Consider the following 19729-nt stretch of genomic DNA (forward strand, 5'->3'; position numbering starts at 1 on the left):
TGGTCTGAAACTGCGTCACGATGGCCGCTTCGCCCGATCGGCGGTCGAGGGCGGCGCCGCGCCCTGGTCGACGCCTGCGCCGGCGTCCGGCCGGCACGCGCCGCCGGCGGAGCGTTCTGCATGCGCGAGTGCCGCGGCCACCTCGTCCAACGCCGCGGCCTTAGCTTCGCGCTGCAGGTATCGAAGCGCCTTGGCCAGGCGGCTGGCGATCTTCCGGCGTTGCGGGAGCTGCACGGTCAGGCAGCCTGCACGGCAGGATGGCAAGCGTCGGCATTTGGATCGGCAAGCACCCGGTGATGCACGCCAAGTCGCTGCCGCGCGATCATGAGGATCTGTTCGGACACGGGCACATAGGCGCTCGCCACCGGCCAGCGCCCGAGCGTGTCGGTCTGTTGTAGCAGGCGGTGCTCCAAGCCCGCGGCAGCCAGTGCGCCGCGCAGTACCCAGAGCGGTGAAATCAGCAGATAGCGCTCGATCCCATGGCAGACGCCGAATTCAAGCGACGCCAGGATGAGCTCGCTCGTCACCGTCTTTCGCAGCGGTGGAGGCAGCGCGCGGTCGACTGCGAAACGCGTATTTTCCCAAACGATATCGGCGCGCGGCGGCCCTTCCTGGGGCGCGAGCTCGGGCCACAGCGTCTCGGTCATGTAGGGGCGGGTGGTGGGGAGCAGCCGCACCATCCCGCGCACCCGTGCGGCATGATCCCGCCAAAGCAGGTATCTTGCTGCCGGGGTATCGAACTGGTCATATTCCATGCCGTCGAAATGCGGCACGTTCCACCCGGATCGGACGACGAACTGCTCGTGTCGGAAGCGGTACTGATCGGCGAGGGCGTCGCCGAACAGATGCGCCGATTGCCACGTTACCAAGTCGATCATGACCGCACCTCGTGTTCGCTGCGGCGCACAATCCTTTTTGAAGGGGCTCCCGCCAACTCTCAGATCTGGTAGGGTCAGCTCGCAGGGACCTGATTCTGCTAAACGATTCATCGGTCTGGGTATTATGGCCGATCGATTGCGTTGCCTGGCCCGGCGCCGCCCTCGCCGTTCGCCCGATACCTATGCCGGCCGTCGATCATGACGCTGAGCAACGCCGAGTGGAGCTGCAGCGGCACGCGGAGGCGAAAAGGACCCGCTGCGAGACCGCATTGCTTCGGTGGCGTTTCGCGATAGCATCATCGCATGGACGGACGATGTTCGACGGCCTGACTTTCGGATGGCGCACGGCGATCCTCGCGATCGCCGCGGTGCAGTTGCTGGCTATCGCCGCCGGGCTGACCCGCGTCCTCGCCAATCGAGCAGCGAACCGCACGCTGGCAGCCCTGCTGATCGTCATGGTCGGCATCCTGTTGCCCTGGCTGATCGGGTTTGCCGGGTTTTTCGATCGCTGGCGCTGGCTGACGTTCGCGCCGTTCCAGATCACCCTCGCGGTCGCACCGCTCATCTGGTTGTACGCATACGCCCTGCTGGCCGGGCGATGGCCATACAAGGGTTGGCGACACCTGATGCCCGCGGTCGTTCAGGCGATCTTCCTCACCGCGAGCTTCCTGTTGCCGTTGCCGGCAAAGGAGCAATGGTGGGACATCGTTCACCAGCGCTATTCGGTCGTCGTGGATCTCGCGACCATCACCGGGCTCGCCTGCTACGGAATAGCGGGGTTGCGCCTGCTTCATCGCTATCGCACCCTGCTTGCCGGTCAACGCAGCGACGATCACCGGTTCGCTGCCCGCTGGCTGGGCCGGGCGATGGGCGCGACGCTCGTGCTGTTGCCGGTATGGACGGGATATGCCGTCTGGGATGCCATCGCGCCGATCGGCTATGTCGGCCTGATGGGGCTGTATGTCGCGATTGCCGCGTTTGCGCTCTACATCGGCATAGAAGGATGGCGGCATGCGGCCTTGCCGTTTCCGTGCCTCCACAATCTCGCGATCCCCGAAACGGCGCCATCGTCTCGCGACTGGCGCAGTGTCGCAGAGCGATGGGCGGCGACGGTGGCGGCGGAACGCTGGCATTGCGATCCGGATCTGTCGCTCACGTTGCTGGCGCAACGCCTGGGGACCAATACCCATCATCTTTCGCGCGCGGTGAATGAGGGGCTCGGCCTCAACTTCTCGAGCTTCATCGGCCGCATGCGGGCGGCAAGCCGGCTTCGTTGCCGCGGCCGATCTTGAGACGCGGTATCTGCTGCTATCCCGTTTTCTCGCGACGATCCGCTGCGGGCACAGCTATTGCAACTTCTTCAACCAGAAAAAGGCAGTGGCGACAGCCCTGTTCGACCGCTCGACGCGATTGCCGTTTCAGTTTCGCTGGATCGGCGGCGCCATGGTCGTCACGGATCATGGCGGCCGCGATCTGCCGTGTGGAAGCGAAGTGCTGTCGATCAACGGGGTCGCGCCGGGCGCGATGCTGGCGCGGCTGCTGCCCTATGCCCGCGCCGATGGACATAATGATGCGAAGCGCGTGTCGCTGCTGGAGGTGCGGGGCGACGACGCGATCGCGTTCTTCGACGTGTTCCACGGGCTGGAATTCGGCCCGCCGCCGCGGGGTCTGCATTCCCTCACGGCGCGCCGTCCGGATGGACAAGACGCGAGCGTTGCGCTGCCGGCAATCGACCTGAACCAGCGTCGCGCGCAAACCATCCAGCGTGATTATCGCGGCGACGCGCCGGTGTGGGACTGGACCATGCGATCGGACGGCATCGCTGTGCTTACCATGCCCGGTTGGGCGCTCTACGACAGCAAGTGGGATTGGCGCGGCTGGCTCGAGGCCCGGCTCGACAGCCTCTCCGGCGCGAAGGGCCTGATCGTCGATCTGCGCGAAAACGAGGGGGGCGAGGATTGCGGCGACGTCATCCTCGCGCGCCTGCTGCGCACGCCGCTCCAGAACCCCGAGGCGGAACGCCGCGTACGCTTCCGACGGACCCCGTCCTCGCTAGATCCTTATCTCGATACTTGGGACAACAGCTTCCGGACGCTGGGCGCCGATGCACGACCCACGACGAACGGCTTCTACATTCTCCAGGGTGCGCATGGCGGGTCGTCGATCCAGCCGGCGGCCCGCTCGCTCGAACTGCCTGTCGCCGCGCTCGTCGGGCCGGTCAACAGCTCGGCAACCTTTCAGTTCGCCGAGAAGGCGCGACGGAGCGGCCGCGTGCGACTGTTCGGCACGCCGACCGGAGGCAACCGGCGCGGGATCAACGGGGGCTGCTTCTTCTTCGTCCGGCTACCCGCGAGCGGCATCGAGTTCGACCTGCCGCTGATCGGCTATTTTCCTTCGGCGGCGGTGCCGGACGCCGGAATCGTTCCCGATATTGTCGTAGCGCCGTCGATCGCCGACATTGCGGCAGCCCGCGACCCGGTGATGGAGCGCGCAGCCAGATGGCTGCACCAGACGGGTTGAAGCTTCCGCAGATTTGCGTGGCGACGCAAGGGCCGGACCGCAGCACCCGGTGCCGCAATGCCCGCGACAATATGTCAGCATACCCAAGACCGGCGACATAAACATCGCAAGGCTATCAGATGTGTTGGCAGCATACCTCCCGAGCCCCGAAATCACCGCATCCGAGCGGCGTCGAGATGGCAGCATTCGCAGCAGCTTCCTCCCGCGAACGCCGGCAATCGATGAAATCCCACACGCGACGATGATGCTCAATCAATCAGGCGGATGGCGCCCAGTGAACGCGACGTCTATCGGGTGCACCGTTGTTTATGCTCCTCGGCTTGCCATGTCTGGAAGCCCTAGACAGACCCTTCCACCGGAAAATTTGGCCGCCGACAAATCAGGCACACGCGGACCGCATCCTTTCGCTGCGGCGACGGCGCAAGGCTGCGCCCGCGATGCCCGCGCCGGCGATCATCATCGCCCAACTGGCCGGTTCGGGTACAACACCCGACTCGGTGCCAAAGAACACCAGGTGTGAAGCTTCGCGGGGATTGCTCTCGTACGGAATATCCATCGTGCTCCAGCTTCCGCTGCTGGCTGGTGCGATCTTGTAGAGGACGAAATTAGGCCCGGCGCCGACCGCGACATAGTCCACCAGGAAGCCGGGCGTCGACCATGATCCAAAGGCCTTGCCGGTAAAAAGGCCGGGAGTCGTTCTGGTATCGAAAAGGAAGGAAAGCCTGATGTCGGGGCTCCCGCTTCCAATCGCGTGAATAAAAGCATTGTATGCGTTCTGAGCGTTGATGTAGCCCTTCGTGTTCATTGCGTCAGAATTGCTCGTGATGTCGCCTTCAAATAGGCAGCCCGACGCAGAGGAAACAGACACGCATTTCTGCGAGATAACCGTAGAAGCGCTCGCGATGCTCGGGGTGGCAATTAGTGCAATGACGGCTGATGCTGCCCGTAAATATGAAGATTTCATGCTGCCTGCTCCCTGAAAATTGTCCATCTCAGGCTGCTATGTTAGCTGAACCGAGTTTTTATCAACAAGGTAAGCAAAGGGGTTAACCCGTGCCGAACGCCGTCATCACAATGCGGCTATGAGCCGGACCTGTGGGGCCAATGCGCTACCTCAAGATGGTGGAGTTCCCCAGGATGGGGGCGCTTGGGACAAGGCCGTCCGTGGAACATGCCTAGGGATGAGCGCCGCGATAGAAATCGATGATGCTGTCGGGATCGACAGTCACGAGGGAGCGCCTTCCTAGAAAATATACCCCGCTTGCCGCGTCCGAGGCATAGCTCGGAGGTATGAACTGATCGAACAAGCGTAGCCAGGCAAAAGCCAGCTTGCACATCTTGCCTGCCAATCTCGACCGGAACAAGGAGCGGGCGAAATAGTCCAGAGACCAGATGAGCTGCGTTCCCGGGCCGCCACTGACTCCCGAATCGATCATCTCGAACTGCTTGAACAGGTAGCGGTGGCCGCTTTCCGTGAAGCGCGTGAAATCGTAGGCGCCCTCGTGCACCTGCTGCAGAAATGGTGTTTCGGCGTACACTAGGCCATTCGGCTTCAGCACGCGCCAGATTTCCTGGACGACCCGCTGCGGCTCCAGCACATGTTCCAATACCGCCTGGATCACCACGGCGTCGCAGGATGATTCGGCCAGCGGAATCTGGTGTGCATCGGCGACGAACTGGACGTTGGGCGAGGCGTACAGGTCAAAGGCGATCACCCGAAGGTCGGGATCGTCATAGAGCGCGCCTAAGCCTTGTCCGATCGTCCCTCCGCCTATGACGAGCACCGTTGCCCCGCCACGACGCGGCAACGCGTGGATCAAGCGGTCGATGTTTCGCCTTGTTGACTCCTTCTCCGGCGACACAAGGCGTTTGACGTGGTGAAGAACGCCGCGATGGCTAGGGCGCGCGATCGCGCTTTGGGCAGCCTGCGCAAGCAGTTCTTCTCGCTTTCGGACCGAACACCGGAAATCGATCAGTACCGGGGTGCCGCCGACTCTAGGATAGCATTGGGCGCCGGCTTGGCTGCGCAGCACATCGCCGTCGCGGACCAGCGGGTGCAAGCTGACTGGGCAGCGCAGGATCGATTCCAAGTCACAAAGTTTCGCTAGCATCTTCCTCACCAATGCAAACGCGCCGATCGCTTCGGGCGCGGGCACGTTTGTAGGCTAGGAACGGCGTCGATAAATCTATCGCGGGATATACCTCTTGGGAGGCAGTTGGCACGATGGGGCTAGTCGCGAAATTGCGCCCGGATGCCGGGTCGCCTGCTCGCCGCAATGGCAAGCGCCGTGCGGTTGTCGACCTGAAGTTTCGCATAGATGCTGTGCAGGTGAATCTTGACGGTCCCTTGCGCCAAGCCAAGTTGGTCGGCCACCTCCCGGTTGGACAGTCCGGCGGCTACCCGTTCTGCCACCGAACGCTCCCGTGCGGTGAGCATGTCGAACCCCCCGCTGACTTTCGTGGTCTCCGCGGTTTCTCGGATTGCGGGCTGGACGATGGCATGCGGGAGCCAGCGGCCGCCCTTAGCGACGCGAGCCAAGCACGAGAGCAGATCCGCGGACGGTGAATCCTTGAGCACGATGCCGTGCACGCCCGCCGCGATGGCCCGAACGACCTGCTCTGCATCGATGCATCCGGACAAAAGGATCACCCGGATTGGCCAGCGGTTGCGCGCGATCCAGCTCGTTACTTCGAGACCGTCTAGGTCTGGCATCGCCACGTCCAGCAGTGCGAGATCGGGCTGATGCCGTGCCAAAGCATCGAGCGTATCGCGCCCGTCATAGCAACTCGCCAGAACGCTCATATCCGTGCTTCCGGCAATGAGATCGCGGAGGCCGCGGCGGATCAGCGGGTGATCGTCTGCGATAACGATCGTCGTCATACCACGCACTTCGCGGTGGGAATCTGGAGATGGACGCGCAGCGCACCATCGGTCGCGGTAACTTCCATCCTGCCGCCCAGATCCGTCACGCGGCTTGCCAGCGATCGCGGCCTTGGCAGCGTGTCTCGCCGGCCGCCATTGCCATTATCCCGAATCATGACGTCGACGAGATGACCGCGTCCGGTGACCGCGACATCCACTGCAGTGGCGGCGCCGTGCCGTGCCGCATTCGCCGTGGCTTCCGAGATCATCAGGCAGAGCTCGGCGAGAACGGGCTCTCGCACGGTCAGATCGGGAGGATCTACCTTGAGCGACAGATTGCAGTCCCACTGCGCCCTGAGCGGATGGGCGAACAGGTTCAGCTGATCCGCGAGATGGTGGTGGCAATCAGGCATCAGGGGCGTGCCGGCGACGTGACGTCGAATGCTACGCTGACGCTGGCGGAGCACATCCGATGTCCGGGCGAGGGTTTCACGCGGCGCCCCGTGCAGCGCACGCTCCGCGGCGTCGATCTGCAGGATTGCGGCAGTGAGGTCCTGGAGGACGCTGTCGTGGAGGTTGCGGGCTACCCGCATTCGCTCCTTGACCGCGGCGGTCGACACATGTTCCTGGATCAACGCGAATTGCTCGAGCTCCATCGCAATGCGCGACGCGACGATCCGCATCAGCAGCATTGCGTCCTGGTCGGTGACGGCGGGGTCGATGACGACGATGGCGCCGCGATAGCGGATCGATGCAAAGCCCGTGACGAAGGCAGCGTTCCATTCCGTGCTGATAAGGGCGTCGATCAGGCGCCGTCTCCTGCCCTGAACGAACTTGAGCGTTCGGCCCAGCGCATCGTTGAACAACGAATCGTCCACGATGGCGGGAGCATCCTCAAAGCGCATGCCGGCATCGGACGACATGGCCATGTGCGTTTCTGCCTGATCCTGGTCCCGCCAGATGACGACGATCTGCCGTGCGCTCAGCACGCTGGCTGCGTGCCGCAGCGACGAGGCGAACCAGGGGCGATTTTCCTCGACAAGGATGTCGTGCGGCCAGGAAGCCAGTTCCCGCAGCCGGGCGTTGCTGCGGTCGCGGTGGGTAGCAAAATAGCCGAGCATGATCACGGTCAGCCAAACCGAGACCGAGCGCAGGATCAGGAAGTTGGTTTCGGGGTCGCCGTCGGGGGCAGTGGTCAGCGCGGCGACAATCAGGATACCCTGCAGCGCTGTCGCGACGGCAAGAATTCCGCGCCACCGCCAGCGTAGCGCCGTTGAGATCAGGGCGTACGAATAAAGCGCAAAAACCGGGCTTTCTAGTTCGCCGGTGACTTCCACCAGCAGCCCGATCATCAGCGTGTCGACCAACGTGCACGCCAGATCGCCCATGCTCTGCAGCAGGCGGGTGCAGAGCTTCAGCAGCGCGAACAGCACGTACGCGATCAGGATAGCATAGGCCTGCTGTACGAAATTGGAGGGCTGGGTCGGGTCCAGATAGATGGCGAACAGCACGAACAACGCGGTGACAACCCTGCCAGCCTTGACAAGCATCTCCGCATCGTCGCCGTACAGCGCCAGCCATTGCGCGGCAGGATTAAGATTTCGCCGCCGCCTGGCGAAAGGAGAGCTGGGCACGGTCACTGCCATCGGCGCTCCCCGAACCGGGTGCTGAGCACATCCTCGTACAGATCCATGATCGCGGTCGCATGGTGCTGTTCGCCGAACCGACGATGGGCGGCGATCGCCGCCGCATGAACCGCGGCGTTGCGGCGCGCGCTGTCCGCCCGAAGTAAGAGGGCTGCACGCGCCATGGCCTCCGCATCATCGGGTTCGACGAGGGTGCCGAACCGCCCTTCTTCGAGCGCCTCCGCATTGCCACCCGACCGCGTCGCGACGATCGACGTGCCCACCAGCATCGCTTCGGCCAGCGTGCGCCCGAGCGGCTCGTCCACGGCGGGCACCATGAGCAGGTCGCAGCCAGCGATCCAGTCGATGCCGGGATAGCGGAAGCCCATCAGCCGGATCGCGGATTCCGCGCCGCGGGCCCTGGCATGTTCCGCCAGAGCGGACTCGTCAATTTCCAGCGGCTCGCCGAAAAGGGCACCGACCACGGGCGTTCCCGGCTCGATCCGCTGCATCGCGGCGACCGCATCGATGAAGGCGAAGGGCCGCTTGCGTGGAATTAGGACGCCGAAGAACCCGATGATGAACGTCTCGGGAGGGCATCCGAGCTCCTCGACCAATCGCGCCCGGGCATCGGTGCGGTTCAGGCTGAGCTGGGCACTGATCGGGCTATAGACAACGCGCGCCCGACGGAGCTTGCTTTCGGACGGGCCGAGCGCGAAGCGGGATACGGACACGACCGCATCGGCCAGATGAGGGGCAACGAGGCGGAGTCCACGTGAATTTGGCGAGCCGCGGTGGTGCCAGACGAGCTTCGCGCCCGACATCTTGGTAGCGAGGCTCCATGTGGCGCAGCTTCGCCCATCGTTCAGATGGACGAGGTCGATCCTTTGCCGAGCCAGCTGCCGCGCCAATGCCCCCGAGCAGCGGCCGATGCGCGCCAGCTCCTGCAAGCCGACGCTCCTGCCATGGCGAAGCGCGGCGCCGGCGGCTGCCACTTCGACGCGGACATCAGCACCGCGCATCAGGTTCGCGATCCTGCCTTCCGCAGATTCCACGAGCACGACAGGGTCAAAGCGGCTCCGGTCCAGACTCTTGAGAAGGCCGAGGACGGACAAGTGGCTCCCGCCGATCTCGTCCCCGCACAGCGGGAAACAAATCCTTGGTCGCTCGCGGGCAGCTCGGTTGCGCATGGAATGCATGTCGCATGGGTATCAGGACAGTCTCGGCCGAGGCAGCCGGTATAACAGGCCGACGCCGGTTCGTTGGAGTACCTCTTCCGAGCTATCCGGCCGGAACCCCATGAAGAGGCGGCGCGCCCGCGCCAAATGGGTCTGCGCCATCATGCAAAAGGCTAGGTGCTACTCCGCTTGCGCATGCATCTCCGCGCGCTGCAGCAGCTATACTGGCGGCGTCAGGTGAGAACAGCTCACCGTAGGTCTGGGGGGCTGGCAATGAAAACGGTGCTGTTGGCAGGAGGTTTCGGGTCAAGGCTGTCCGAAGAGACAGTTTCGACTCCGAAGCCGATGGTGGAGGTGAACGGAAAGCCGATCATCTTGCATGTCATGGACATTTATAGCCATTGGGGTCACCAAGATTTCATTGTGGCTTGTGGATACAAGGCCATGATGATGAAAAAGTTCTTTCATGATCTGCCTTTCATGGCCAACGATTTCACCATCAAGGTCGGGGATGGCGCCATCGCCCTGCGACCCTCGCGCACGGTGGACTGGAACGTCTCTGTCGTGGATACCGGGCTGGCGACGATGACCGGCGGACGTCTGCGGCGGCTGCGCGAATGGATCGGCGGCGAGACCTTCATGGTCACCTATTCCGACGGCGTCGGCAATATCGACATGGAGGCGCTGCTCGCCTTTCATCGTTCGCATGGCGGGCTCGCCACGGTGACGGCGGTGCAACCGCCCGCGCGCTTCGGCAATCTGGAACTGGCGGGCGACCGTGTTGCCGAGTTCACCGAGAAGGTGCGGAAGCACGAGACCTGGATCAATGGCGGCTTCTTCGTCTTTGAGCCGGAGGTCTTGGATTATCTTTCCGGCGACGAGGATGTGCTCGAGCAGGAGCCGCTGGCCGCGCTTGCGCGCAACGGCGAGCTGTTCGCCTATCGCCACACCGGCTTCTGGCACCCGATGGATACGGTGCGGGATCGGGATCACCTCAGCGCGCTTTGCGCCACCGGCGAGATTCCCTGGCTGGACCTGCGCCCCGCCTTGGCGCCGGTCGGCGCGGCACCCGTCGGCCTGGCCAATGGGTAAGCTGCTGTTGGACGAAAGCCGGCTGCGACAGGCCTTCGCCGGCCGCCGCATTCTCTTGACCGGGCATACCGGGTTCAAGGGCGGCTGGCTGGCTTTGTGGCTTCGGCGACTGGGCGCCGATATAACGGCCGTCGCGCTCCCCCCCATAGGCGACGGCCGACCCAGCTTTTTTGATGCTGCCGGCATCGAAACTCTCGTCGACCACCGCGTTGCCGATATCCGCGACCAGACTGCGTTCGACGCCACTGTGGCGGATTGCGATCCCGAACTCGTCGTCCACATGGCCGCCCAGGCGCTGGTGCGGCAATCCTATGCCGAGCCCGTCGAGACGTTCGCCACCAACGTGACGGGGACGGCGATCGTGCTCGACGCGGCACGTCGAATGCCGAACCTGCGTGGTGCGCTGATCGTCACCAGCGACAAATGCTATGACAATCGCGAATGGGTGTGGGGCTATCGCGAGCAGGACCGGCTTGGCGGCGCCGATCCCTATAGTGCGTCGAAGGGCTGTGCGGAAATCGTGGTCGACGCCTACCGGCGCTCCTTCTTCCACGGCGCCAACAGTCCGCAGATCGCCAGCGCCCGCGCGGGCAACGTGTTCGGCGGGGGCGACTGGTCCGCCGACCGGCTGATTCCGGACCTGATCCGTGCCGCAAGGAGCAACGCTCCCGTGCGCATCCGCAACCCCGCCAGCATACGCCCCTGGCAGCATGTGCTGGAGCCGTTGGCTGGCTATCTGATGCTCGGCGCTCGGATCCTCGACGGCGATCCTGGAGCTGCGGGTGCTTGGAACTTCGGCCCGGACGCCGACGCCGTTGTGGACGTGGAGACCCTGGTGGCGACCTTCCGGTGCCACTGGGGACCGGACCTCGACATTATGTTCGAACAGAGAGGCCAGCACCCGCCGGAAGCGGGCATCCTGCGTCTGGACAGCACCAAGGCCCGGGTTGCGCTTGGCTGGCGGCCCCGTCTCTCACTGGACCTCGCCCTGGATCTGACGGCGGGGTGGTACCGGGCCTTTTACGCCGGAAGCGCCGACATGCGGGCATTCAGCGAGGCGCAGATCGAGCGCTACGTCTCAACTGCCGGCGACACCTTTCTCTCCGATACAGGTCTAAACAAGCAAGTGGAGACAGCTTCATCATGCGGGTGAACTATGGCCAGAGCGTCCACGGCGAAGCCGAGATCGACGCGGTCGTCGCGGTGCTTCGCGGCTCGACTCAGATGGGCGATGCCGTCCGGCGGATGCAGCAGGCGGTGGCTGCGCTCTTCTCCAAACGTCACGGGATCATGGTGAATTCAGGCTCGTCGGCCAATTATCTGGCGTTCGAGCTGCTCGACCTGCCGCCCGGCAGCGAAGTCATCACGCCCGCGCTGACCTTCGCGACCACGGTCGCGCCGATCATCCGCAAGGGGCTCGTGCCCGCCTTCGTCGATGTCCGTCCCGGAACCTATAATATCGACGAGAACGCGATCGAGGCGATGATAACGCCGCGGACCCGCGCGATGATGATCCCCTCGCTGATCGGTAACCTGCCGGACTGGGACCGCATCCGCGCGCTGGCCGATGCTCACGGCCTGATTGTCGTGGAGGACAGCGCCGATACGCTGGGCGCGACGCTGCGGGGCACGAGCACCGGCACGCGATCGGAGATCAGCACGACAAGCTTCTACGGGTCGCATGTGATCAACGCCGCGGGAAACGGCGGCATGCTGTGCGTGAACGATGAAGCACTGGCGCAGCGCGGGCTGTTGCTGCGCTCCTGGGGGCGCTCCTCCTCGCTGTTCGCCGACTCCGAAAGCATCGAGCGACGTTTCAACGTTCAGTTGCAGGGCATTCCCTACGACGCCAAGTTCGTATTCGAGGAACTCGGCTTCAATCTGGAGCCATCCGAGATCGGCGCGGCCTTCGGCTTGATCCAGTTGGAGAAGCTGCGAGCCAACATCACCGCGCGCGAGCGGAATTTCGAGCGGCACTACAGCTTTTTTGCCGATTATGCCGAGTGGTTCATCCTGCCGGACCAGCTTGCCGAGGCGCGAACCGGCTGGCTGGCGTTTCCGCTCACGTTGAAGCCGGATGCGCCATTCACCCGCCGCGATCTGCAGATCCATCTGGAGCAGTGCGATATCCAGACGCGCGTCGTCTTCACCGGCAATATTTTGCGGCAGCCGGCCATGCGCAACGTGGAGGCCAGGGTCGATCCGGCGGGCTATCCGCATGCGGACGCAGTCATGCGGGGCGGCATTCTGCTCGCCTGCCATCATGGACTGAACGACGCTCAGATTCGCCACATTCACCAATCGTTCGCCGCACTCGCGCACCGGGTCGCATCGCCGCACGCCAGCCGCGCTCGAACCTGCGCCTGATCCATCACGTTCAAAGGGGGCCAATTATGGAACAGCTTGATCATTGCCGCGCGTGTCTGGCGCCGAAGCCCTATCTTTTCCTGCCGCTGGGCGCGCATCCGCCGGCGAACATGTTCGTTCGTCCGTCCGAGCTGGAGGAAGCGCAGCCCAGCTTTGCGCTGAATACCCAAGCCTGTCTGCATTGCGGGCTGATCCAGGTCGCCGACCAGATTCCGGCCGACTTCTTCCGGCAGTATCTGTACGTTCCCTCCGGGGCCACGACGATGCACCACCATTTCGACGAGCTCGCCGCGACCCTGTCCCGCGTCGCGGAGGGCGGGCTGATCGTCGATATCGGTTGCAATGACGGGTTGCTGCTGCGTGCCTGCAACGCGCTAGGCTGCCGGACGCTCGGCATCGATCCCGCGGCAAATCTCGCCGAGATCGCCAACGGGCGTGGGGTGGAGGTGCACGTCGCCTATTTTGATCCGGCGGTGGCCAAGGCGCTGCGTACGGAGCGCGGGCCGGCCAAGGTGATCGTCACGACCAACACGTTCAACCATATCGGGGATCTGCACCTGTTCATGGAAGGCATCGAGCGCCTTCTCGCCGACGACGGCGTGTTCGTGATCGAAGTGCCTTGGGCCAAAGATCTGCTCGAGAAGAACGAGTTCGATACGGTCTATCACGAGCATGTATCGGAATTCAGCCTGTTGTCGATCGCCGAACTAGGCCGCTACTTCGGGCTCGACGTCGTCGATGTCACGCGACTGCCGATCCATGGCGGATCGATGCGCGTGTTTCTTCGTCCGGCAGGCATTGCGGAACCGACGCCGGAAGTAGGTCAGATGCTGGCCGAAGAACGTGACGGCGGCATGCTGGTCGCCGCGACCTATGATGCATTCGCCGATCGGATCGGGCGGGTGCGCACCGATCTGATCAAGATGCTGGAGGACTTGAAGCGGCAAGGGCTGAAGGTCGCGGGATACGGCGCGCCCGCCAAGGGCAACACGCTGCTCAACTATTTCGGCATCGGGCCCGATGCACTGAGTTTTTTGGTGGATCGGAACCCCCTGAAGCAGGGCCTCTATTCGCCCGGGATGAAGATCCCGGTCTTGTCGCCGGACGCGATCGCGCGCGAGCAACCGGACGTCCTGCTGGTGCTGGCGTGGAACTTCTTCGACGAGATTCGCGAGCAGCAGTCCGAATTCACCTCCCGTGGCGGCCGCTTCCTCGTGCCTTTGCCGGAGCCGATCCTGGTGGGTTGAAGGGCAGGGGGAAGCACGTATGGCAGAACGGGTTCTGATAACGGGTGGGGGCGGCTTCATCGGCTCGCGTCTGGCGATCGCGCATGCGCGAGAGGGTGACGACGTGCACGTGCTCGTTCGCCCGCGCGGTCTTCTGGACGAACGGCGATTGTCGCCCGGCATCGATGTGGTGCGGGTGCATCTCGACGATCTCGACGCGCTTTGCGACTGCCTGCTCAAGATTAGGCCCAGCATCATCTACCATCTCGCCAGTGGAACTGGTCGCGATCCCGACCAAAGAAATATCGCACGTCCGAAGCGGCTGACCGAAGACTTGAGCAACTTCCTGAACCTGCTGACGGCAGCGAACGAGGCCCGACCCCGTGTGCTCGTGCGCACGGGGTCGCTGGCTGAATATGGCAGGGGGGCGGCACCCTCATGCGAGTGGCAGCGGGAACAGCCGCTGGCGGATTATACCACGGCGATGGTGGCGGCCACCCACTATGCCGCCGCCCTGCAGCCCCGATTGCCGTTTCGCATCGCCACTGCACGCTTGGGACTGACCTATGGCGTTGGCCAGGACAACAGCTTCTTCTTGCCCTGGATCCTGCAGCGCTGCCTGGACGGCAGGGAGAGCCTGGTGCGACACCCGCATTGGCGGCGCGATCTGGTTCATGTCGACGACGTTGTCGCAGGCTTGCGCGCACTCGCCCGGTGCGAGATCGAGGGCGGCGCTGTCGTGAATCTCTGCACGGGCGAGGCGCCGAGCATGCGCGAGGTTGCCGAACTCGTTGTCGAGCTGACCGGCGCGCGCGCCGACCTGATCAACTTTGGCGATCCCGCCAAGGAAGCCTTTGGCAATCCCATTCTGTGGGGCTCGCCGGAGGTAGCCTTCGCCAAGCTCGGTTGGGTGGCGAAAATCGGCTTGCGAGAAGGGCTGGCCGGGATGATCGCGGCCATGACGCAGCGGGTGCCCGCATGATGGATCGCCGTCCGCTCGTATCGATCCTCGTCCCGGCGTTCAACGAGGAGGCCAATGTCGACCGTGCCTATGGAGAGATCCGCCAGGTGTTCGCCGGGCTGGAAGCATATGACTATGAGATACTCTTCACCGACAATCACTCCACGGATTCGACGTTCCAGCGGCTGCAGGCGATCGCGCGGCAGGATCCCCGCGTCCGGATCATCCGCTTCTCGCGCAACGTCGGCTATCAGCGCTCCCTGCTCGTCGCCTACCAGCACGCGCGCGGGGCGTGTTCGGTTCAGATCGATTGCGATCTCCAAGACCCGCCCTGCCTGATCCCCCACATGCTGCAGCTCTGGCGGGAAGGGCACCAGGTCGTCTACGGCGTGCGTCGTTCCTTGTCCGATGGCTGGTTCACGGCGGCGCTGCGACGCCTATTCTATCGCGGAGTCAACGCGCTCAGCGAGGACGAACTGCCGCTGAATGCCGGCGAGTTCCGCCTCGTCGATGCGCGCCTGCTCGCCGAGCTGCGACAGGTGCGGGACACCAGCCCCTATCTGCGCGGGCTGATCAGTTCAATGGGCTTTTCGCAGATCGGCTTCGAATATGATCGTGCCGCCCGGCTGGCGGGGGAAAGCAAGTTTCCGCTCAGCAAGATGCTGGCGCTGGCGACCGATGGCGTGCTGAACCATTCGCTGGTGCCGTTGCGGGTCGCCTCGGGCGTTGGCCTGTTGGTCGGGCTCAGCACAACGGTCTTGCTTGCGGTCTATCTCCTCGGGCGCCTGGTGTTCGGACAGGCTTGGCCCGCTGGCTTCGCGACCACCACGATGCTGCTGTTGTTGGGCATCACCCTGAACGCGCTGTTCCTGGGCATCATCGGCGAATATCTGGGACGCATCTTCCTGCAGGTGAAGCGGCGGCCCGCCCCGATCATCGAGGCCTATGTGGGCCCGGTGACTGCGGACCCGGGAGACCAGCGAAACCCGGCGACGCGGCCAGCGATCGTTCGGGCGATGGCGCCGAGCGAGGTCTCGTGAGCAAGAGCGGCGCTTCGAACCCGGCACCCGGCAGGTCAACGCTGTGCATCTCGAAGCCATGGCGTAGCGCATAGCGCAGCAGCGGCGCGTCTAGCGCACCCTCCGCGCCCACGAGGACAGCTGCCGGCGCCTGCTGTTCCAACCGCGCCTCGATGGTAGTGGGCGAGGCGAGGAAGCGATAATGGCGCCTGTCCTCCGCGGGTATCCAGTCGGCTGCGCGGTATACGAACGGCCCCAGCGCGAGCGACGGATCGATCGTCAGCCCGCCCTCCAGCACATGCACCGGTGACAGGGTCACCACCATGGTGCCGCGCCCGTTCGCTCGGACCAGCTGCGCGATCCGACGGCCATCAGCATGCACCCGAACGCCCGCCCAGGCGGAGATGCTGGCGGCGCGCGGCAGGGTGGAGAGCAGCGCCGGCGCGCCGAGCACCACCGCCACGGCCAGCGCCGCGATCAGCCAGGGCCGCGCCGCGTCGCGCGACGGCGCATCGAGGCGGCCATGGAGCAGCGCGAGCAGCAGCACCGCGAAGGGAATCGGCGCCGTGTAATATTGCGGAAACGCCGGCGTCGGCAGAAACGACGCCAGCGCAGTGACGCCGACTATACCCAGCAGCATCAGCGCCGCGCCGTCCGCGGGGGTCGCGTCGCGGCGCCTGCGCGGCCAGGCGAGGGTGGACGCGGCTGCCAGTGCCAGCACCAGCATCAGGTTGGTGCCGCCAAGCCAGAGCCGAGCTGCCAGCGCCATCTTGGCAGTCATGCTGAGGATCTTGGGGTCGAACGGATCCCCATGGGCGTGCCAATAGGCGATCTGCGGGCCACGATGGAAATGGAAGACATGGGCAAGCAAGCCCACCGGATCGGCGGCGAGGAACAACAGGGTCGGCGCGGCGCCGACCAGCGCTCCCACCGCGAGCGGCAACGCGGTGCTGCGCAAGCGGCGGTGGAGCGGAGCGCTCCGCGGCAAGAGCAGGACAGCGGAGATCACCGGCAGGGCCAGCACCACGTAGTTGGCCTTGAACCCCATGGCGATCGCCAGCAGGAACCCGGCCAGCGCAGCCTGCCGGGCCGAGCCGCCCGGTCGCTCCAGCGCCTCCAGTAGTGCAAGCAGGCCGAACAGCGCGAAGGGCGTGGCGATGAAGTTGTTGGTCACTGCCATGCCGGTCGCGTCCGTCAGACCGGGGTTGCAGACCAGCAGTGCGACCATCAGCGCCGTCAGCAACCCGCTTTTGGCGTAGCGGCGACCGGCGAGGATCAGTGCGGCAATGGTCGCGAACCAGGCGGCGATGATGACGATCCTGCCAACAAGCAGATAGGGTCCATGCGGTGCCAGCGCGAAGACGCCGTGCAGCAGGATCGGCAGGTTCGGCAAATGGCTGAACCCGATTCCGGGATAAAGATCCTGGAACCGGAACAGGATCGATGCGGGCAGATAGAATTGCTCGTCATGCTGCAGCGGATAGACCAGGATCCGCGCTGCGATGCAGGTCAACGCCGTGGCGAGGGAGACCGTCGGCAGCCACGCGAGCAACCAGCCCCATCGCGTCGATTTCGCCCGTTCCGAGGCCCTGAACTCGGCGGGTCGCGTACCAGTCCATTCCATCGTACTGTCTTCCCCCTGATGCTCCGCGCAGGATAGTCGCCGCGAACGCGCCGCCAGCCCTGTGCAGGGGGAGTAGTCCGTTGTTGAACGCGCATCGCGCTTCGCGCCCCGGCTAGATGGCGGCGAGCGACATCGAGCGTCGCTCGCCAGCGAGGGGACATCGTGCAGACCGCTTCCAGGTTTCTCTCCACTGATCCGGCACGTGTATCCGCGCGATCGGAAGCCGCATTCTTCGGCGCCCTTAAGACGGCAAACAACACGTTCAAGAGCACGGCGACGGGCCGGCTTGCGACAATCGACCAGGCCATCATCCGGCGGCTCGATGCCGCGGGCGCGCAGCCGCGCAGGGTGCTTGATCTCGGCATCTCGTCGGGCGTCACGACCCTCGAACTGGCGCAGGCGCTTTGGCGATCGGGCCGTCCGGTGGCGGTGACCGGAACCGATCGGTCGATGACCGGCTATCTCGTCGATCTGCCCTGGGGCTGCCGTGCCTTGGTCGAACCCGGCGGCCATATCCTGCAATATGATCTGCGTGGCGTGCCGCTGCGGCCCTGGAACCGGCGGTTGGATTATGTGACGGGCATGGCGCTGGTGCGCCGCCTCGTCGACCGCCAATTGGCGCCACGCGCACGTGCGCGGCTTGGCGTCCGCCGCGCCTGTTCGCCCGTACCGCTCGTCAGCCCGCGTCTGGCCCGGGCGGGGGGGGTGGAACTGGTGGAAGACGATATTGCCGTGGCCAATTGTCGCTTCGCCGGAAGGTTTGAGCTGATCCGCGCCGCCAACATCCTCAATCGTCATTATTTTAGCGACGCCGGGTTGGAGGCGGCCGTGTGCAACGTGCGATCCTACCTGGCTGGCGCGGGATCCTGGCTGGCCGTGGTGCGCACGCACGGCGGCGGCGATCACCGCGGCACCTTGTTCCGGATGAACGATGCCGGCGGCCTCGATCCCGTCGAGCGCTGGGGCGGGGGATCGGAAGTCGAGGCGGAGTTCCTGTCGGCCCCCGTCTCAAGCGGGGGCGCGACCCGCTAGCCGCTCGCGGTGCGCATAGTCGAGAAAACGCTCGAGGCAGGACCAGCCGCTCGCATCCATTTTCCACGGGTCCGATACGCGCGGGTCGCATCCATGCGCCTGTTCCCACCGATCGGACATGCCGTCGCCGTCTCGGTCGGCATAGGGCGCGCCACCCGCGATTGCCGGCAGCACCCGGTTGGGCCGACCGATCGCGCCGCCACGGTCACGCACCTCCTGCACGATACGCGCATCGACGCCATCGCGCGGAAAGGCGCCAGCGCCCGCTAGCACGGCATCATAGGCGGCAGCCGCCGGAATGGGTTTGGTCGCCAGGCCGCACACCGGGTTGTCGACAAGCGCGTTTTGCGCAGCTGGCGCGATGACAATGCCGCTTCCATCCATGATGTTGTCGTGCTGATAGATGCGGGCCTTCCCGGTGGATCCGACCAGCACCCGGTCGATGCCGAACGCCAGCCGCGGCGTGTTGGGACCCCGGCGATAATAATTGCCGATGACGTTCACCGGGCTGCCGCCGTTGCTCTCCCAGATTTCGGTGAACTGCACCTGGGCGTTGTAGAGCACGTTGTTCACCACCTCGACGCAGGAGGCGGGCGGGAAGTTCACGTCGGGCGCACGATCGCCATTGTGCGCGCACAGATTGCGCACGAAGCTCAGCTGCTGCGGACCAGCGGGATCGCTTGCCAGCAGGCCGCATTTGTCGTGGCGCGGTACACCCTCGGCGAAGATCGACCAGGAGACGGTGATTGCGTCATTCTGGGCATAGCCGCCGAAATTCTCGTCGCGCGCCCAGGAGCTGCTGACGTGATCTAAGATAACGTTGCGGCTGCCTTCGATGATGAAGGCGCTGTCAGCCCGGCGGATGGCGCCGAACCGATCCATTCGCACGCGGATATGGCGGACGACCACGTCATGCGTGTTCTTGATGACGAAAGGCGTGAAGGCGTCGGGGCCGCCGGCGTGCGTGATCAGGATGCCGCCGCCGGGTGCGCTCTCGCCCGCAATAGTAATATACGGATTGCGGATCTCCGGCCGCTTGGTCGTGTAGCGGATGACTCCACCCACCCGGAAAATGCAGATGCGAGGCCCCGACGCATTGATGCAGGCGCGCAGCGATCCCGGCCCTGAATCAGCCAGCGTCGTCACCATCAGGACGCGCCCGCCGCGGCCGCCGACAGCGAAGCGGCCGAAGCCCTCGGCACCTTGGAACGCGAGGCGTTGCGTTGCCGCGCCGGGCTGGGCGGCGCTATCCGCCACCAGCAGGCTGAGGATCGCGATCGTAGCCGCGCTCCAGACAAGCCTTCGCGTTTTCACCATACTGGTTGCCCTCGGCATCATCTTGTC

Annotated in this window: 18 protein-coding genes; 9 read left to right on the forward strand and 9 right to left on the reverse strand. The window is 64.7% G+C overall.

Going from position 1 to position 19729, the window contains the following annotated elements:
- Positions 1–15: 15 nt before the first annotated feature.
- Entirely contained in the window at positions 16–234 is a 219-nt protein-coding gene (locus ABIC35_RS04380) for a hypothetical protein (RefSeq protein WP_121077007.1), read from the reverse strand.
- Between the two features lie 2 nt (positions 235–236).
- Positions 237–878 carry an acyl-homoserine-lactone synthase gene (locus tag ABIC35_RS04385; RefSeq protein ID WP_183049375.1) on the reverse strand — a complete coding sequence of 214 codons (642 nt, stop codon included), beginning with the start codon at positions 876–878 and terminating at the stop codon, positions 237–239.
- A 314-nt stretch (positions 879–1192) separates the two neighbouring features.
- On the opposite strand from ABIC35_RS04385, the gene ABIC35_RS04390 reads away from it, so the two are divergent.
- Positions 1193–2170: an AraC family transcriptional regulator gene (locus tag ABIC35_RS04390; RefSeq protein ID WP_121077011.1), complete on the forward strand. Its 978-nt coding sequence runs from the start codon at positions 1193–1195 to the stop codon at positions 2168–2170.
- An 85-nt stretch (positions 2171–2255) separates the two neighbouring features.
- Positions 2256–3398 carry a S41 family peptidase gene (locus ABIC35_RS04395; RefSeq protein ID WP_183049376.1) on the forward strand — a complete coding sequence of 381 codons (1143 nt, stop codon included), beginning with the start codon at positions 2256–2258 and terminating at the stop codon, positions 3396–3398.
- Positions 3399–3777: 379 nt separating this feature from the next.
- Here the strand turns inward: ABIC35_RS04395 and ABIC35_RS04400 are convergent, their stop codons facing one another.
- From ABIC35_RS04400 to ABIC35_RS04420, 5 genes are all read right to left on the reverse strand, one after another.
- Positions 3778–4389 (reverse strand): PEPxxWA-CTERM sorting domain-containing protein, encoded by a 612-nt coding sequence (locus tag ABIC35_RS04400; RefSeq protein ID WP_354278318.1) that lies wholly within the window; start codon positions 4387–4389, stop codon positions 3778–3780.
- 184 nt (positions 4390–4573) lie between these two features.
- Positions 4574–5554, reverse strand: coding sequence for a class I SAM-dependent methyltransferase (locus ABIC35_RS04405; protein ID WP_220667352.1), 981 nt, complete (start codon positions 5552–5554; stop codon positions 4574–4576).
- Positions 5555–5628: 74 nt separating this feature from the next.
- Positions 5629–6279, reverse strand: a complete 651-nt coding sequence (locus ABIC35_RS04410) for a response regulator (RefSeq protein ID WP_121077016.1) — start codon at positions 6277–6279, stop codon at positions 5629–5631.
- On the reverse strand, positions 6276–7907 hold the full coding sequence (locus ABIC35_RS04415) for a sensor histidine kinase (protein ID WP_121077018.1): 1632 nt from the start codon (positions 7905–7907) through the stop codon (positions 6276–6278). Before ABIC35_RS04415 ends, ABIC35_RS04410 begins: the two co-directional genes overlap by 4 nt.
- The gene (locus ABIC35_RS04420) at positions 7898–9001 is read right to left on the reverse strand and encodes a glycosyltransferase family 4 protein (RefSeq protein WP_354278319.1); all 1104 of its coding nucleotides are present in this window, start codon (positions 8999–9001) and stop codon (positions 7898–7900) included. Before ABIC35_RS04420 ends, ABIC35_RS04415 begins: the two co-directional genes overlap by 10 nt.
- Before the next feature lie 336 nt (positions 9002–9337).
- On the opposite strand from ABIC35_RS04420, the gene rfbF reads away from it, so the two are divergent.
- The 6 genes from rfbF to ABIC35_RS04450 are packed head-to-tail and all read left to right on the forward strand — an operon-like array spanning position 9338 to position 15750.
- Positions 9338–10156 carry a glucose-1-phosphate cytidylyltransferase gene (gene rfbF, locus ABIC35_RS04425; protein ID WP_121077022.1) on the forward strand — a complete coding sequence of 273 codons (819 nt, stop codon included), beginning with the start codon at positions 9338–9340 and terminating at the stop codon, positions 10154–10156.
- A complete protein-coding gene (rfbG, locus tag ABIC35_RS04430) occupies positions 10149–11309 on the forward strand; it encodes a CDP-glucose 4,6-dehydratase (RefSeq protein ID WP_183049377.1) in 1161 nt (386 codons plus the stop codon). The genes rfbF and rfbG overlap by 8 nt, the downstream gene beginning before the upstream one ends.
- Entirely contained in the window at positions 11300–12523 is a 1224-nt protein-coding gene (locus ABIC35_RS04435) for a DegT/DnrJ/EryC1/StrS family aminotransferase (RefSeq protein WP_121077024.1), read from the forward strand. The genes rfbG and ABIC35_RS04435 overlap by 10 nt, the downstream gene beginning before the upstream one ends.
- 26 nt (positions 12524–12549) lie before the next feature.
- On the forward strand, positions 12550–13770 hold the full coding sequence (locus ABIC35_RS04440; RefSeq protein ID WP_121077026.1) for a class I SAM-dependent methyltransferase: 1221 nt from the start codon (positions 12550–12552) through the stop codon (positions 13768–13770).
- Positions 13771–13789: 19 nt separating this feature from the next.
- Positions 13790–14731, forward strand: coding sequence for an NAD-dependent epimerase/dehydratase family protein (locus ABIC35_RS04445; RefSeq protein ID WP_121077028.1), 942 nt, complete (start codon positions 13790–13792; stop codon positions 14729–14731).
- On the forward strand, positions 14728–15750 hold the full coding sequence (locus tag ABIC35_RS04450) for a glycosyltransferase family 2 protein (RefSeq protein ID WP_121077030.1): 1023 nt from the start codon (positions 14728–14730) through the stop codon (positions 15748–15750). The genes ABIC35_RS04445 and ABIC35_RS04450 overlap by 4 nt, the downstream gene beginning before the upstream one ends.
- Here ABIC35_RS04450 and ABIC35_RS04455 read toward each other — a convergent pair.
- The gene (locus tag ABIC35_RS04455; RefSeq protein ID WP_121077032.1) at positions 15644–17281 is read right to left on the reverse strand and encodes a hypothetical protein; all 1638 of its coding nucleotides are present in this window, start codon (positions 17279–17281) and stop codon (positions 15644–15646) included. The genes ABIC35_RS04450 and ABIC35_RS04455 overlap by 107 nt on opposite strands.
- Before the next feature lie 234 nt (positions 17282–17515).
- Here ABIC35_RS04455 and ABIC35_RS04460 point away from each other — a divergent pair, with 234 nt between their 5' ends.
- A complete protein-coding gene (locus ABIC35_RS04460) occupies positions 17516–18385 on the forward strand; it encodes a hypothetical protein (RefSeq protein ID WP_121077034.1) in 870 nt (289 codons plus the stop codon).
- On the opposite strand, the gene ABIC35_RS04465 is transcribed toward ABIC35_RS04460, so the two are convergent.
- Positions 18362–19702, reverse strand: a complete 1341-nt coding sequence (locus ABIC35_RS04465) for a pectate lyase family protein (protein WP_121077036.1) — start codon at positions 19700–19702, stop codon at positions 18362–18364. The two genes, ABIC35_RS04460 and ABIC35_RS04465, sit on opposite strands and share 24 nt — an antisense overlap.
- Between the last annotated feature and the right edge of the window lie 27 nt (positions 19703–19729).

The sequence above is a fragment of the Sphingomonas trueperi genome, from assembly GCF_040545965.1.
Lineage (GTDB): Bacteria > Pseudomonadota > Alphaproteobacteria > Sphingomonadales > Sphingomonadaceae > Sphingomonas > Sphingomonas trueperi_C.

Bases quoted from the DNA above. Each gene is read 5' to 3' on its own strand.
- rfbF (WP_121077022.1), top strand. From the start codon at position 9,338: ATGAAAACGGTGCTGTTGGCAGGAGGTTTCGGGTCAAGGCTGTCCGAA.
- ABIC35_RS04440 (WP_121077026.1), top strand. From the start codon at position 12,550: ATGGAACAGCTTGATCATTGCCGCGCGTGTCTGGCGCCGAAGCCCTAT.
- ABIC35_RS04465 (WP_121077036.1), bottom strand. From the start codon at position 19,702: ATGGTGAAAACGCGAAGGCTTGTCTGGAGCGCGGCTACGATCGCGATC.
- ABIC35_RS04415 (WP_121077018.1), bottom strand. From the start codon at position 7,907: ATGGCAGTGACCGTGCCCAGCTCTCCTTTCGCCAGGCGGCGGCGAAAT.
- ABIC35_RS04400 (WP_354278318.1), bottom strand. From the start codon at position 4,389: ATGGACAATTTTCAGGGAGCAGGCAGCATGAAATCTTCATATTTACGG.
- ABIC35_RS04410 (WP_121077016.1), bottom strand. From the start codon at position 6,279: ATGACGACGATCGTTATCGCAGACGATCACCCGCTGATCCGCCGCGGC.
- ABIC35_RS04390 (WP_121077011.1), top strand. From the start codon at position 1,193: ATGTTCGACGGCCTGACTTTCGGATGGCGCACGGCGATCCTCGCGATC.
- rfbG (WP_183049377.1), top strand. From the start codon at position 10,149: ATGGGTAAGCTGCTGTTGGACGAAAGCCGGCTGCGACAGGCCTTCGCC.
- ABIC35_RS04385 (WP_183049375.1), bottom strand. From the start codon at position 878: ATGATCGACTTGGTAACGTGGCAATCGGCGCATCTGTTCGGCGACGCC.
- ABIC35_RS04450 (WP_121077030.1), top strand. From the start codon at position 14,728: ATGATGGATCGCCGTCCGCTCGTATCGATCCTCGTCCCGGCGTTCAAC.
- ABIC35_RS04435 (WP_121077024.1), top strand. From the start codon at position 11,300: ATGCGGGTGAACTATGGCCAGAGCGTCCACGGCGAAGCCGAGATCGAC.
- ABIC35_RS04445 (WP_121077028.1), top strand. From the start codon at position 13,790: ATGGCAGAACGGGTTCTGATAACGGGTGGGGGCGGCTTCATCGGCTCG.